Source organism: Bacillus sp. V33-4 (assembly GCF_002860225.1).
In the GTDB taxonomy this organism is placed as follows: Bacteria; Bacillota; Bacilli; order Bacillales; family Cytobacillaceae; genus Bacillus_BJ; species Bacillus_BJ canaveralius.
In genome coordinates this window covers 55,867-70,008 of the sequence record NZ_PGVC01000027.1, presented here as the reverse complement: position 1 = coordinate 70,008, position 14,142 = coordinate 55,867, and the positions used below count along the sequence as shown (strand labels likewise).

Here is a 14,142-nt window from a genome sequence, read left to right as displayed (position 1 = left end):
TGGTTAGCCTGTCTTTGATTTTTTATTAGCCTTTTTGCTCGATTTCTTCCTTCATTTTATCTGTGTATCCGAACATCCATGTCAGTGCGAATGCGAGGCCGATGGCGATTAAGTTTACTAAAATGTACAGCAGTATTTGCCCGTTTAAGTACAACAAAGTACCCGGAATTACGGTAATCGCCATTCCTGTTGCTTTAAGGCCGAGTAGGGAGGACACAAGCCCGCCGGCAGCTCCGCCGATTAATCCCATGATAAACGGCTTGCCATAGCGCAAATTTACACCGAAAATGGCTGGTTCGGTAATTCCGAGGAAAGCTGATAAAGAAGACGGCAGGGCAAGAGCCTTTAATTTAGCAGATTTTGTTTTTAAACCAACCGCCAAAGCGGCTCCGCCTTGTGCTGCAACAGAACAAGTGATAATTGCGTTGTAAGGATTGTTTCCAAACTCTTCAAGCAGCTGAATTTCAAGTAAGTTAAAAATGTGATGGACACCGGTTACAACGATGAGCTGGTTCAAGCCTCCGATCAGCAACCCGCTAATTCCGAGTGGCCAGGAGAGAACTGCAACGGTACCGTCCAAAATAATGTTTTCCAGACTATGAAAAATTGGTCCAATCATAAATAAGGCCAGTGTAATCATGATCAGTAATGTTAAAAATGGTGTGACGATTAAATCCAAAGCTTCAGGGACCCGTTTGCGGATTTGCCTCTCCAGCTTTGCACCGATAATCCCTGCGATAAAGGCAGGAAGGACTGAGCCCTGGTAACCAACTACCGGAATAAATCCAAAAAATTCAAGTGGCTGCACGTCACCGCCAGCTACTCCCCATGCATTTGGCAGTGCTGGGCTGACAAGCATCAAACCCAAAATAAGTCCAATTGTCGGTGTTCCGCCAAATACTCTGAACGTCGACCATGCGACAAGAGCAGGCAGGAAGATAAACGCAGTATCCGTTAATATTTGCGTAAATAGAATAAAATTCTCGGAAATATCATCAGGTGTCATTCCAAATAAAGCCAGTATTTCTTCCTGAAGAACAAGGCCGCGAAGCCCCATGAATAAACCGGTTGCGACAAGGGCAGGAATGATCGGCACGAACACATCGCCGAAGGAACGGATTGCCCGCTGAAGGAAGGTGCCGCTTTTCGCTGCTTCTTTAGCCTGTTCAGCTTTAGACGACCCTTCCAAACCAAGGCTTGTTACCTCTTCATAGATGCGGTTAACGGTTCCAGTCCCAAAAATAACCTGGTACTGGCCTGAGTTAAAGAAAGCACCTTTAACCTTGTCAATGCATTCTACTTTTGACTGGTCAATCTTTTCTTTGTCATTGACCATGAGTCGTAAACGAGTAGCACAGTGGGCAACCGAGACAATATTTTCTTCTCCACCGATAGCTTGAATAAGCTCCTCAGCGATTTTACGGTTTTCCGACATTTTGTTCACCTCAATTAAATTTTGTGGAATCGATTACACATCGAAGTAAAAAATATGTAATCGATCGAAGTTGATTAGCTATGGAACCGATTACACACCCTATTATATACTGTTTCTTTTAATAATTCGATAGTTTAACACGATTTTTTTTTCTTTTTCTTCTCCGGGCCTGTTAATTTTATTTAAAATCTGCCGTGCCGCTTCTTCCCCGGCTCTTTCATAGTTAAAATCCATTGTGGTTAAGGAAGGCGAAACGTATTTGGACATCTCGGAGGCACCCATTCCCGCTACTGCAATATTTTCCGGGATGCGGTAACCAGATTCCTTTAAGTATTGCATCGCACCAACAGCCAATCTATCCGTAACTGCCAGCACGGCAGTTGGTCGTTCTGTTGCTTTTTCCAAAATTGTTTTCATTGCCTTATAACCTGACTCAACGTCAAAAATACCTGTTTGCTGCCAGTCATCCACGATTGGCAGATCGTGTTCCTTTAAAGCAGCCAGGTAACCATCCTTGCGGGAATGCCCCACCGATCGGTCTGCCGGGTCTACGCCGATAAAAGCAATTTTTTGATGTCCTCGATTGATCAGCAATTCCGCCATTTCTTTGGCCGCATAAAAGTCGTCGAAGACTACAGTAGATACATCTGGTATTTCCTGTCCGACTGCGACAAATGGAATATTCAGGTTCTCTATTTCTTTAAGCAGTTCATCATTTATATTCGTCGCGGAAAGGATTACACCATCAACATTTCGGCTTTTCAGCAGTTTTAAGTATTCAATTTCTTTTTCGGGCTCAAGATTGGTATTGGTAAGCAGGATTTGATAGCCCTCATCTGCAAGGATTTTATCTATGCCATCCACAAGCCTGCTTGCTGTTTCAGTACTGATTTTCGGCAGCACGACACCAACCACTTTCGTTTTTTTTGTGCGCAGTGATTTGGCATATTCGTTTGGAACATAACCTGTTTCCTCGATAACCGCAAGAACCCGCTTCCGGGCCTCCTCGCTGACATAACCCGAACTATTCAATACCCGGGAGACTGTTGTCCGGGACACGCCGGCCCGCTCTGCAATAGCATTAATTGTAATCAAAAAAAATCCCCCTAAGAAAGAATTATTCAGATTTTATTGTATAAAAGATTTCCTTCTTTTTAAATGGTTTATCGTGCGAAAGTCATTGTCTATTTCTGGACTAAACAACAATAACCGCAGCCTTAAACCAGCCTAATTGCTGTAAAAGCAGCGGTCACTTCGTAAAAATAGAATCATATTTTTCTAGTGCTCAATAAAATATCTTTTTCTCGGCTTTGCAGGATAGAAAACAATTGATGGCTGTGTGATGCGAATATCAGGAAAACCTTCAATTGTTTGCACCGCACGCTGGTCCGTAAATCTCTCCATATTCACTATATTTAATGCGCCTGTTGAGCAAGCTTCAACGCAGGCAGGGGGAAGGCCTTTATCCTGGCGGGGATAGCACATTTGACATTTGCTTACTTTTTGCCTCTCATAATCAAATTGCGGTGCACAGTAAGGACAAGCAGATACACATAAACCGCAGCCATTGCAAAGGTTTGAATCGATTAGGACAATCCCGTCATGGCGTTTCGCAAACGCGTTTTCAGGACACACCCTGAAGCACTCGGGGCTGTTGCAATGATTGCATGAAATGGAAAGATGGATCTCCTTTGAAAGCTTTGAAACTTTCCGCCAGCGTATCGACCCGTCAGTATGGTTTTCATTTCGACAGGCAATTTCGCAAGCTTTACATCCCAAACAAATATCTGCATTAAAAACAAATCCAATTTGTTTATTCATATGTCTCATCCCATCTCATAACATCCACATGGCTATCATAAAAATTCGAACTGGATTGGCTCCTGACCGCCGGAAGATGATTAACGATTAGTTGGTTAATTGAGTTATCGCTGGTTTGATTGACACGGACAATACCGATAGGGAGGTATGGATTTAAGGTGGCTTTCGCTTTTACCGAACCATACTTATTATAAACAGATACGAAAGTTCCTTCTTTGATGCCTTTTTCGAATGCAGCTTCGTCGTTGATCTCAACAATCGTTTCTTCCGGCTCCGGGTTTAACCAGGTTAATGACTCATATTGCGAATGAATTTTCAGCAAAGATTGCGGTGATAAAAGCCTGAATGGATAAGAGCAATCTTCGTCAGATTGATACTCGGATGGCCGGGAAAATAAGTTACTTTCCAGATCAGGCGAATAAAAATAAAATCTTTCTTTTTTGGCTGGTACTTCATATTCTTTTTTTCGGAAATGCGGCGCTGCCAGCAAGTCTTCATAGCTGTTTAATGAATAGAGATCTTTAATATCTGGTGTCAGTTCCTTATTAATCCAGTCAACAGGTTCAAGTTCCGCAGGGAATGTTGAAAACCCGGGTGAAAGTTCATTTAGCTTTCTTGTTAATTCCCGGGCAATCTGCAGGTCACTTTTTGCCTCAAAGTAAGGCGAGATAGCCTTTTGATTAATGGATAACCAGTGATGCCAATAGCTTACATGAAGATCATCCTCTTCAAAATGGCTCGCAGCCGGCAAAACAAGGTCGGAATACTTGGCTGTCTTCGTCATATATAAGTCAACCGTGACAATTAATTCCAGCCTCTTAAATAGTTCTTCCCAATCTTTTATATTCAGGTCTTGTGAAAACGGGCTCCGGGAAGCAATCCACAAAAATTTTAAAGGCGGATCATCAAGATTATTCGCGCTTAAAGCAAAATCAATATTATTGATACAACGGGAAGCTTCAACATAAGGGTGTTTTTTTTCTGGATGATTCGATAGTGCCAATGGAAAATCGTCAATGTCATCATGCATAAAATACGCTCCGCCATTGGGTATGTCGAGATTCCCGGTCATCGCAACCAAAGAGTTAATGGCTTGAATGCTATCTCTGCCATTTTCATTGCGCTGCATGCCCAAACCGCTCCAGGTCGCAGCAGGTTTAATCGTGGCGTACAACCGTGCAAGCTCTTCTATTGCCTCCAATTTAATGCCTGTCTCCCGGCATACTGAGTCAAGTGCTATTCGAGTCATAACGTAATTTTTGAATTTTTTCCAGCCGACTGTGTTGCCCGGACTAAAATCCTCTGAACAGCTGCGTTGAATCAACAGCTTTGCGATTCCTAACGCAAGCAAAGCGTCTGTTCCAGGTTTAATTTGAATATAAAGATCCGCTTTGACGGCTGTTTCAGTTAAGATTGGATCAATGACGACTATCTTGGCACCCTTTTGCTTTGCTTGAAAAATAAATTTCATTTGGTGAATGTTCGTTGCAGCTGGATTAGCTCCCCAGATCACGATTAATTTTGCGCCTGCCATATGTTCTGGATTAGGGCTGACCACATGGCCAAAAGAGGCTTTTACTGCCTGAAGCCCGGATGATGCACAAATATTTCCGATCGGTTTTGTATGCGGGCCGATACCATTAAACATTCCTTCGACTGCATAATGAAGCATTCCTAAATTCCCGGAGAATTTATTGTAACCGGCTGCCAGGTTTGATCCATATCGGTTATATAGTTCAAGCAGTTTTTCAGCAATGATTGTGTATGCTTGATCCCAGGAGATTCTTTGCCAGTTCCCGGACCCGCGCGGCATTTGCAAAATCGGATATTTTAAGCGGGACGGATTATACACATATTGTGTGTATGCATATCCTTTGGCGCACAGTCTTCCCTGTGTATAACCGTGCTTCGGGTCACCGCTTACTTTTATTAGTTTTCCATTTTCGACGTATGACAAAATGCTGCATGTTCCAAAACAATTCCGCGGACAAGTATTGCGATAGATTGAAGTCTCCATTTCCACCACCATCCATTACAGTTTATGGAGTTGTTTAACCTTTAAAGCTGCTGCAATGTTCAATTTTGTGTTAATATCATCTATTTTTTGATCCAGTATTTCTTCAATTTTTTTAATCCGGTATCGTAACGTATTACGGTGCAGGAATAACGCTTCAGATGCTTTTTTCAGATCGTACTGGTTATTGGCAAATTGCTCGAGTGTATACATGAGTTCGCTTTCATTTACCTCATCGTATCTTTGCAATTTCCCTAATATATGATCATAAAATTCTTTTAGATCCTGCAAGTCATGCTTATATAACACTCTTGCAAGTCCAAGATCGACAAAGAAGGGGATGTCTATTTTCAATAGCAGTCCTAACTCAAACGCCACCTTTGCTTCCTGATAGCTTCTGAAAATCTCTTCCGGATTTAGATATATTTTTCCTACTCCGCAAGCCACTCTATTTCCTAAATTAGTCTTATTGATCAGCTCAAAAATATGAAGTATTAAATCAATCAGAGTCTTTCGGCTATCCAGCTCGTGTTTGTTGTCAGTCGGCAAGATAGCGATTACTTCGTTTCGTTTCGCAATCGTGGTCGGATTTATATGATGTTGATGTAACACTTTATCGACTACATATAAAAGAATATCCATTAATTGTTTATCTGTTGAATAATAATCGTAATCTTTTATCGAAAACACCAACACAACTAAAGGTTGATCAAGATCCCAGTTCCATATTTGTCCATAGGACAGAATATCTTCTTTTTTCTTGAAATTCCCGTAAAGCAAGTCAAACAAAAAAGCGTCCTTGAACCTAAGTGTTTCCTGTTTAATATCCATTTTTTTTCTTAATTCAAGCGCACATAAAGATGAAGCAAAGTGCATCAGCGATCTATACTCTTCTATATCCTGTATATTTGCCTCATGTAAGAGGATAAAAATATATCCAGTGATCTGGCTGCTATATGTAATGGAGCTTCCGACCGCTTCTGTATGGTAGTTCGCAGAAGAAATCACACAATGAAAAAAGGTCTGTTCTGAAGCCATGCCGGAAAGCGGTTTCATTTCGATTTCTATAGAACTGATAGCCTGATCATAGGCTGACGAGGAGATTACGTTATAGAATGGGTCCGTAATGATGACCGGGAATGATATTAGCATTGATAGTTTAGTTGAAATTCCGCTCAACCCGTCGCCAGAAGCAATCAGCAATTCCTGAATAAAATCAGGGATGTTATAACTCTCATTCATTCACCCACCATTCCTTTCTAATAAGTCCAATGTACTATACATCATAGCTTAGACCTGTTTTAGGGAACAGTAATCAATGTCACAGGATATAAAAATCATTGTCAAACGGTACAAAAATCAGAAGTTAATTTTGTACTTTGCGGCCGTATAAATCTCTTTTTATTCATTTTATAATAAAAGCAAGTAAATAAATGTGAATAAATTCACATGTTTGCGGAATAGTTCTTTTTTATCAGGAGTAAACCAACAATAAGTTAATTGTCCAGTTCAAAATAAATGAAAAAGGAAGTGCCTTATGCTGAGGAAAATCACGAAAGACAACCTTGGAACGGTAAAAAATAAATCCTTCCTAAAATATGCACAAATATACACAAATATAGAAACCGAGACTATTAAAGCGATAGAATCATTCGGATTGCCGCTTCAGCAACGAGAGTTCAATAAAGACAGAGGAAAGAAATTAACACAATTGCGGGCAGCCGGGGCAATCCTGCGCAATAACGATAAAAGTATTGCGACAGGCCGGATTTCCAGTGCATGCGAAGCTTGCCAAACTGGTGAAGGAAGCTATACGTCTTTTATTTCGTTAAAATGCCATCGAAATTGTTATTTCTGTTTTAACCCGAACCAGGAGGACTATACGTTTTATACAGATCGACAAAAAGATATTAACAAAGAGCTGCTCGAATTACTGGAGAACGGTGTTGAACTCAAGCATTTAGCACTTACTGGAGGAGAGCCTTTACTTTTTAAAGAAGAAGCGATTGCTTTTTTTGAACTGGCCAATGAGAAAACGCCGCAGACGTATACAAGATTATATACAGCCGGAGATTTGCTGGATGTGGGTACTTTTGAACGACTAAAACAAGCAAATTTGAGTGAAATCCGCTTCAGCATTAAGATGGAGGATTCCGTCCAAAAGAGAAAGCATATTCTTGGGAAAATCGCCATGGCAAAAGAATATATACCTTATGTTTTGGTCGAAATGCCTGTTATTCCCGGTACGCTCGAGGAAATGAAAACACTCATTTTGCAATTGGAGGAAATCGGGATTTACGGAATCAATTTATTGGAGTTTTGTTTTCCGCTTGGGAATGCTCAAGCATTTAAAGACAGGGGATTTATATTGAAAAACCCGCCATATGAAGTGTATTACAACTATTGGTATGCAGGCGGGCTGGCTGTCGCTGAAAGTGAGGAAATGTGTTTAGAACTGCTGGAGTTCTCTTTAAAAGAAAAATTGAATCTCAGTGTTCATTACTGTTCTCTTGAGAATAAACATACAGGCCAAATCTATCAGCAAAATTTCGATCACAAACCTCTTGATGAAAGTTACCTATTTTCGAACCAAGACTATTTCTTAAAAACAGCGAAAGTGTTTGGAAAAGATAAACGAAAAGTGCTTCCCGTTTTAGCTCAACACAAAATTTTTCATATTGAGAATAGAGAACATGATTTTGTTCAATTTCCAATCGAGGCAATCGAACGTGTAGGAAAAATCAATATAGAAATAGCCATTTCTTCAAATGTTGTTGAGCATGTCGATGGTGAGGCTGTTATACGCGAAGTAAGCGTTGAATGGACAACACCTGGTTTATTTCAATTGGACGATATTGTCGGTCCGGTCGAACAAGGAGGAGAAATAAGATGAATACAACTATCAACCTGCCAGACTTATCGAACATTTTTTACGCAAGACAATATGCTTACGATATATTAAGGAGATTTTTTATCGAAGAACCTTCAAGGGATTATCTCAAACACTTTGTCCAACAAAATATGATCCATCTATTCCCGTTCCTTGAGGAATCAGAAGACCTTAAGGAAGGGATTGATCTTGTCACGAATTATTTGAAAGAATTCGATGTTGTAAACAATGAAGATCACTTCGACAATTTACATTGGGATTATACAAGAATGTTCATAGGACCATACGAGGTACCGGCCCCGCCATGGGAATCGGTGTACGTAAGAAAAGACCGGATGATTTTTCAGGAGTGTACGATGGATGTACGAAAGTCATATAACAAGTTCGGGTTTGCAGCGAGTGATGACAGTATTGAAGCTGACGATCATATTGGGCTCGAATTGGATTTTGTTTATCACCTTAACGAACTATGTATCGATTCGGCAAATAAAAAAAGCGTTCATTCTATAAATGAAGTGAACTACTTACTAAATGAACAGCAGCAATTTATCAAAAAACACTTATCAGCCTTTGTTCCCGCGTTCAGCCAAAAAGTGATCGATAGCGCAGACAGTCAGTTTTATAGCGGGCTTGCCAGAATATTGAACCATTATATAAAAGCGGATTCACAAGTTCTCCACGAGCTTTTGAATATAGATTTTGTCAATTAATTTCAGTTTGAAAGGAGTATTACGATGTTCGATCTATTAAAAAAAGCGGAAGAATTTAAGATGTCGAGACGATCTTTCATCGGCTGGTCTTCTGCGATAGCAGCAACCGCTGCAGTGCCTGTAGCACGAGGATTGGTTGCTAAAGCAGAAGAAAACAGTAATTCGGAAAGCAGCAGCAATGAAGAAATTTGGAAGTCTGCTGCTTGCTGGCACAATTGCGGCGGCCGCTGCGTGAATAAAGTTCTTGTCAAAGACGGAGTCGTTGTCCGCCAGAAAACGGATGACACACACCCGGACAGTCCTGATTACCCGCAGCAAAGGGGTTGTATAAGAGGCCGTTCACAAAGGCAGCAAGTATTTGGTGCAGACCGCTTAAAGTATCCGATGAAAAGAAAAAATTGGGCGCCAGGCGGCGGCAACAAGGAGTTGCGGGGGAAAGACCAATGGGTCCGGATCTCATGGGATGAAGCATTGGATATCGTCTCAAGTGAAATTAGCAGGATATCCAAAAAATATGGAAATGAAGCGATCTGGGCAACAGGTGCTGGAGAAATCTCAAAAGTAATGGCGGTTAACGGTGGTTGCACTACTGACTATGGTACTACCTCATGGGGTGCCTGGAAAGATGCCTCAACAATGATGGGAATGGCTGAAGGATGGATTGATGTAGGTATAAACGATCGATTGGATTTACGCAATTCGCAATTAATTGTGTTATGGGGAGAAAATCCAGCCTGGAGCAGTCCGGGAAGTCCAACCTATAACTTCTTGCAAGCGAAAAAAGCGGGTGCCCGTTTTATTTCGATAGATCCAAAGTATACTGATTCTGCTCAAGTGCTCGAAGCAGAGTGGGTACCGGTTCGGCCCGGAACAGACCATGCATTGGCGTTAGCGATGATGTACACATTGCTGGATGAAGATAATCCTGCGACAAACTCACTGATTGATTGGGACTTTTTGAACCGATATACGGTTGGATTTGATCAAGATCATATGCCGCAAGGTGCTGATCCAAAAGATAATTTTAAAGACTATCTGCTTGGAACATATGATCATATGCCAAAAACACCGGAATGGGCTGCTGAAATATGCGGTGTACAACCTGAAAAAATTCGTGATCTTGCCAGGCAGGTTGGCTCAACGAACCGTGTAGCACTTTTGACAGGCTGGGGTCCGGCGCGCATAAATGATGGAGAAGGATGGGTTCAAGCCTTTTCAACGCTGGGACTCATGACTGGACAGCTTGGAAGGCCGGGACAAATGACTGGAGTTAGCTGCCACAGAGCAGCCGGAAATGGCGGTCCGTGGTTGGTAAAAGGTGGTATGGCTGGTTTGCCAACTCCAAAGAATCCTGTCAAAAATTCGATTAATCATAATGAAATATTTACAGCCGTTCTTGATGGCAAATACCTGCAAAAGGGTGAGGGAGAAAAACAAGCCAATATTCAGCTGATTTATCATCAAAATAACGCAACTTTACAAACACGCGGGGCGATCAAAAAAGGAATAGAAGCACACCGTAAAGTGGAATTTGTTGTTAGCCACGCATACGTTTTGAATACAAATGCCAAGTATTCCGATGTTGTTTTGCCTGTCACGACTGAATGGGAAAGAGAAGGCGGAATGCTCGAGGGGAACCGTGAAATATTTATTGTCTATACAAAGATCGTTGATCCACTTTACGAGGCGAAAAGTGATTCTCTGATCGCAGAAGAACTTATGAAGAAGCTCGGTAAAGATCCTAAAGAGCTGTATCCTTTTGATGAAAAGCAGGCATTTTTTAATAAACTGGCAACAAGTACGGTAATTGCAGCCAGTGGAACAGGCTATGAACCGCTTGTCACGATTACAGATCAGGATATTAAAGAATGGAAGGTTCAAGGTAAACCTCAACAGGGCAGGATTATGCTGAAAGAATTTTTGGAAAAAGGCGTCTATCAGGTCGAGAGGAAACCAGGCGACAATTTCGGGCATATCGCCTATAAGAAATTTATTGATGACCCGACTGGCAGCCCTTTAAAAACGAAGAGCGGAAAGTTCGAAATTTACTGCAGTACCATTAATGAAGCGTCAAAAGGGTTGTGGACAGAAATTTCCCCAATTCCAAAATACACAGCAAAAACAAAAGGATACGAGGATACCTTTGCAGATTGGGAGAGTAAAAAGAAAGGAAAATATCCTTTCCAGGTTTACAACCCGCATTATTTAAGGCGGTCACACAGCACTTTTGATAATGTTCCATGGCTTCGGGAAGCCTGGCCAAATCCAGTTTATATCAACAAAAGTGATGCCAAGCTTAAAGGCATTAAGGATGGAGACACTGTATTATTATCGAGTGAGTTCGGAAAAACACTTAGACCTGCATCATTAACGGAAACTTTAATGCCTGGTGTCATTGCTTTGCCGCATGGTGCATGGGTGGAAATGGACGAGAAGGAAGAAGTCGATAAAGCCGGAGCAGATAATATGTTAACAGGTCCCATTCCGACAGGTTTAGGGACATCGGGCTGGAACACAGCGATTTGTGATATGGAGAAATGGGAAGGTGAACCACTTGAAGCAGATGACAAGTGGAAACAAAGGGTTCTTTTCTAAGGAGGTATAGTAGAACATGGCTCAAATGGGTTTTTACATTAATATGGCTATATGTATTGGCTGTAAGACATGTGTTGTTGCATGTAAAGATAAAAATGATCTTGAAGTCGGAAGGAATTATCGAAGAGTATATGATTTTGAAGAAGGAGAATATCCGAATCCGGCTATCTCTCATTTATCGATCTCTTGCAACCATTGTGAAGAACCTAAATGTGTAGAGGGTTGTCCGACGGGCGCAATGTATAAGCGAGCAGAGGATGGCGTTGTATTAGTAGACCACGATAAATGTGTCGGCTGCAAGTATTGCCAATGGAATTGCCCTTACAGCGGCCCGCAATATAATGAAGAACTAGGTAAAATGACGAAATGTGATACATGTATTGATTTGCGTGAAAAAGGGGAGGAACCAGCTTGCGTCACTTCCTGTCCAATGCGCGCAATTGAATTCGGGCCAATTGAAGAGCTGCGTAAAAAATATGGAGATGTGAATGAGGTAAAAGGGATGCCAAGTGCATCCATCACGAAACCTAATATAGTTTTACATGTGTAATATTTCACATGGAAGGGGAAGAGAATCATGAATGAATGGGCGTTATTAATCTTTACAGTTTGTATGCAGGCCGCGATCGGCGGGATGTTTATGCTGTGGCTGTTCCATAGGAAACTATCGAAAATGGGCGAGGAAAAAACATTTTCGATGATGAGAATTCCTTTGCTTGCGATTGCCGGGTTATCGATCATCGGGCTCGGGGCATCATTCGCCCACTTGGGTGCACCAAGCAATGCCTTCAATACGATCAGGCATTTGGGCTCCTCGTGGATGAGCCGCGAAATATTGGCGACCGGACTGTTTATTGGCGCGGCTTGTGTCACAACCGGCCTGGCGTTTGTCCAGAAGAAGGTAAATCCGTGGCTATTGCTCGTTTCGTCACTGATTGGTTTGGTTGATATTTACTGCATGGCGGCAATCTATGCCAATACGCTGGTTAGCGGCTGGCATTCGATTAACACCTTTACTTCCTTTTATGGTACAGCATTTGTGCTAGGACCGGTGCTGGCGGCTAGCTTTATCGCACCGTTATTACGGAACAAGCAGAGTGAAGCGGAAGCAAATGGCCTCGTGAAGTATGCTTTTTACATGGCGATATTCGGTATCGCCGTCCAAATCGTCGGAGTTGCCCTGTTTTCATCAGCTATGCCTGAAGTGAATATGATCAGCGGAACGAACGCAATGACCGGTTTGGAAGCGTATCAAGGCACAGTAGCTCTGCGCTGGATTATTGAAGTTATGGGAGTCGGCGTATTGGGATACTTGTCAATGGCGAACAGGAAAGTGTCTTTATCTTTTGCTTATGTGGCGCTCGCCGCACTGGTTTTCGCTGAAGGCATGAGCAGATATGTATTTTATGTTTTAGGTTCCTGATTTTCAAAATGAAGTTCTTTGAATGTGCAATCTTCTAGGGGGGTTAAAGTGATGGGTTTATTCAGTAAATGGGCAGAGAGTCTGGATTACGAATATGAAATATTAAAAACGTGCACCCGTCATCAAAGCCCCCGATCAAAATGTGAAAAGTGCCTGGATTCCTGCGATATTGATGCGATCTTAATTGTTAAAGGCGTTCCTGTTATTAATAATGAGGAGTGTATAGAATGCGGGAAATGCATGGCTGCTTGTCCTGTACAGGCAGTTGCAGGCATTTTCCCGAAAAGGACAGTGATTCAAAATCAGCTTGTAATTACAGATGACGATATACCTACAGTAATGGAACTCCTCGTCTACTATAAAAAAGGTATAAGAGCAATTGTCTGTGAACAAGAAAAATTGAATGAAAACTTGGAAAAAACAATCGATGAAGTGAATAGCGTCTTGCAGGAATTAGGTGAGTCCGCTTTTTCAGTTATTTTTCAAAAAGGCGGGGGCTCAACAGATACATCATGTACAAGAAGAGATTTGTTTATTGGCTGGAAACAAGAAACTCATTCTTGGATGAAGCAAATGACACCAGCTAAATGGCGGTTTAATCAAACTGACTTAGAATTGGCGAAACACTATCCAAACCATCAATTTTCCGAGATTAAATTGGACATTAGCAAATGTACTTTATGTAGGGCATGCCAGGTTCTTTGCGATAAAAACTGTTTGAATGTAACGGAAACTGACTTTTCTATTTCTGCTCAACGATGCTCATCTTGCCGCTTATGTGAGGATATATGTCCTGAAAAAGCAATCTTTGTTGAAGAAAAAATTTCACGACATAAAACAATAGAGCATCCTGTGTATACGAAAGTCTGTACATCATGCAACAAAAGCTTTGAGACATTGTCTGTGAACTCTGAAACATGTGTAACATGTATAAAAAGAAAAGGATTTTTGGTGGCGAGATAATAATTGAATTGTAAATCATATTTTAGGAGTGGTCTTGATGTTATCAAACATTGGAATACCGGGATTAATATTGGTTTTAGTACTCGCATTGATTATATTTGGTCCGAAGAAACTACCTGAAATTGGCCGGGCAATGGGGCAATCATTGAAGGAATTTAAAAATTCCACTAAAGGGATCATGGATGATGATAAAGAAAAAAAAGAGGAAAATGACATTAAGTCATAATATGAAGTAAAACTTTTTCGGATAAGGATGTGTTTTCTTTAGAATATGTCCTTTTTTTAAAAGAT

At 41.3% G+C, this 14,142-nt stretch carries 12 protein-coding genes; 7 read left to right on the top strand and 5 right to left on the bottom strand.

Translation table 11 applies throughout. The features are described from left to right. Positions 1-25 precede the first annotated feature (25 nt). From CVD23_RS10845 to CVD23_RS10825, 5 genes are all read right to left on the bottom strand, one after another. Entirely contained in the window at positions 26-1,435 is a 1,410-nt protein-coding gene (locus CVD23_RS10845; RefSeq protein ID WP_101666018.1) for a sucrose-specific PTS transporter subunit IIBC, read from the bottom strand. 102 nt (positions 1,436-1,537) lie between these two features. Beyond that, on the bottom strand, positions 1,538-2,530 hold the full coding sequence (locus tag CVD23_RS10840; protein WP_101666017.1) for a LacI family DNA-binding transcriptional regulator: 993 nt from the start codon (positions 2,528-2,530) through the stop codon (positions 1,538-1,540). Positions 2,531-2,713: 183 nt separating this feature from the next. Then, positions 2,714-3,256 carry a 4Fe-4S dicluster domain-containing protein gene (locus CVD23_RS10835; protein WP_101666016.1) on the bottom strand — a complete coding sequence of 181 codons (543 nt, stop codon included), beginning with the start codon at positions 3,254-3,256 and terminating at the stop codon, positions 2,714-2,716. Further along, complete coding sequence (locus CVD23_RS10830) at positions 3,249-5,273, bottom strand: molybdopterin-dependent oxidoreductase (protein ID WP_101666015.1); 2,025 nt, start codon at positions 5,271-5,273, stop codon at positions 3,249-3,251. Before CVD23_RS10830 ends, CVD23_RS10835 begins: the two co-directional genes overlap by 8 nt. Before the next feature lie 15 nt (positions 5,274-5,288). Further along, complete coding sequence (locus CVD23_RS10825) at positions 5,289-6,512, bottom strand: PucR family transcriptional regulator (RefSeq protein ID WP_101666014.1); 1,224 nt, start codon at positions 6,510-6,512, stop codon at positions 5,289-5,291. Positions 6,513-6,807: 295 nt separating this feature from the next. On the opposite strand from CVD23_RS10825, the gene CVD23_RS10820 reads away from it, so the two are divergent. The 7 genes from CVD23_RS10820 to CVD23_RS10790 are packed head-to-tail and all read left to right on the top strand — an operon-like array spanning position 6,808 to position 14,077. Then, positions 6,808-8,163, top strand: coding sequence for a radical SAM protein (locus tag CVD23_RS10820; protein ID WP_101666013.1), 1,356 nt, complete (start codon positions 6,808-6,810; stop codon positions 8,161-8,163). After that, positions 8,160-8,870, top strand: coding sequence for a TorD/DmsD family molecular chaperone (locus tag CVD23_RS10815; RefSeq protein ID WP_101575161.1), 711 nt, complete (start codon positions 8,160-8,162; stop codon positions 8,868-8,870). The genes CVD23_RS10820 and CVD23_RS10815 overlap by 4 nt, the downstream gene beginning before the upstream one ends. Before the next feature lie 24 nt (positions 8,871-8,894). Next, positions 8,895-11,465 carry a molybdopterin-dependent oxidoreductase gene (locus CVD23_RS10810; protein ID WP_101666012.1) on the top strand — a complete coding sequence of 857 codons (2,571 nt, stop codon included), beginning with the start codon at positions 8,895-8,897 and terminating at the stop codon, positions 11,463-11,465. A gap of 16 nt (positions 11,466-11,481) precedes the next feature. Further along, positions 11,482-12,015, top strand: coding sequence for a DMSO/selenate family reductase complex B subunit (locus CVD23_RS10805; protein WP_101666011.1), 534 nt, complete (start codon positions 11,482-11,484; stop codon positions 12,013-12,015). A 27-nt stretch (positions 12,016-12,042) separates the two neighbouring features. Continuing rightward, positions 12,043-12,888, top strand: coding sequence for a dimethyl sulfoxide reductase anchor subunit family protein (locus CVD23_RS10800; RefSeq protein WP_101666010.1), 846 nt, complete (start codon positions 12,043-12,045; stop codon positions 12,886-12,888). Between the two features lie 51 nt (positions 12,889-12,939). Further along, positions 12,940-13,851: a 4Fe-4S dicluster domain-containing protein gene (locus CVD23_RS10795; protein WP_101666009.1), complete on the top strand. Its 912-nt coding sequence runs from the start codon at positions 12,940-12,942 to the stop codon at positions 13,849-13,851. 37 nt (positions 13,852-13,888) lie between these two features. Further along, a complete protein-coding gene (locus CVD23_RS10790) occupies positions 13,889-14,077 on the top strand; it encodes a twin-arginine translocase TatA/TatE family subunit (protein WP_101575166.1) in 189 nt (62 codons plus the stop codon). The last annotated feature ends 65 nt before the right edge of the window (positions 14,078-14,142 follow it).

Excerpts from the sequence above, each read along its gene's own strand:
- CVD23_RS10845 (WP_101666018.1), bottom strand. The coding sequence starts at position 1,435 with ATGTCGGAAAACCGTAAAATCGCTGAGGAGCTTATTCAAGCTATCGGT.
- CVD23_RS10835 (WP_101666016.1), bottom strand. The coding sequence starts at position 3,256 with ATGAATAAACAAATTGGATTTGTTTTTAATGCAGATATTTGTTTGGGA.
- CVD23_RS10830 (WP_101666015.1), bottom strand. The coding sequence starts at position 5,273 with ATGGAGACTTCAATCTATCGCAATACTTGTCCGCGGAATTGTTTTGGA.
- CVD23_RS10825 (WP_101666014.1), bottom strand. The coding sequence starts at position 6,512 with ATGAATGAGAGTTATAACATCCCTGATTTTATTCAGGAATTGCTGATT.
- CVD23_RS10820 (WP_101666013.1), top strand. The coding sequence starts at position 6,808 with ATGCTGAGGAAAATCACGAAAGACAACCTTGGAACGGTAAAAAATAAA.
- CVD23_RS10815 (WP_101575161.1), top strand. The coding sequence starts at position 8,160 with ATGAATACAACTATCAACCTGCCAGACTTATCGAACATTTTTTACGCA.
- CVD23_RS10810 (WP_101666012.1), top strand. The coding sequence starts at position 8,895 with ATGTTCGATCTATTAAAAAAAGCGGAAGAATTTAAGATGTCGAGACGA.
- CVD23_RS10805 (WP_101666011.1), top strand. The coding sequence starts at position 11,482 with ATGGCTCAAATGGGTTTTTACATTAATATGGCTATATGTATTGGCTGT.
- CVD23_RS10800 (WP_101666010.1), top strand. The coding sequence starts at position 12,043 with ATGAATGAATGGGCGTTATTAATCTTTACAGTTTGTATGCAGGCCGCG.
- CVD23_RS10795 (WP_101666009.1), top strand. The coding sequence starts at position 12,940 with ATGGGTTTATTCAGTAAATGGGCAGAGAGTCTGGATTACGAATATGAA.
- CVD23_RS10790 (WP_101575166.1), top strand. The coding sequence starts at position 13,889 with ATGTTATCAAACATTGGAATACCGGGATTAATATTGGTTTTAGTACTC.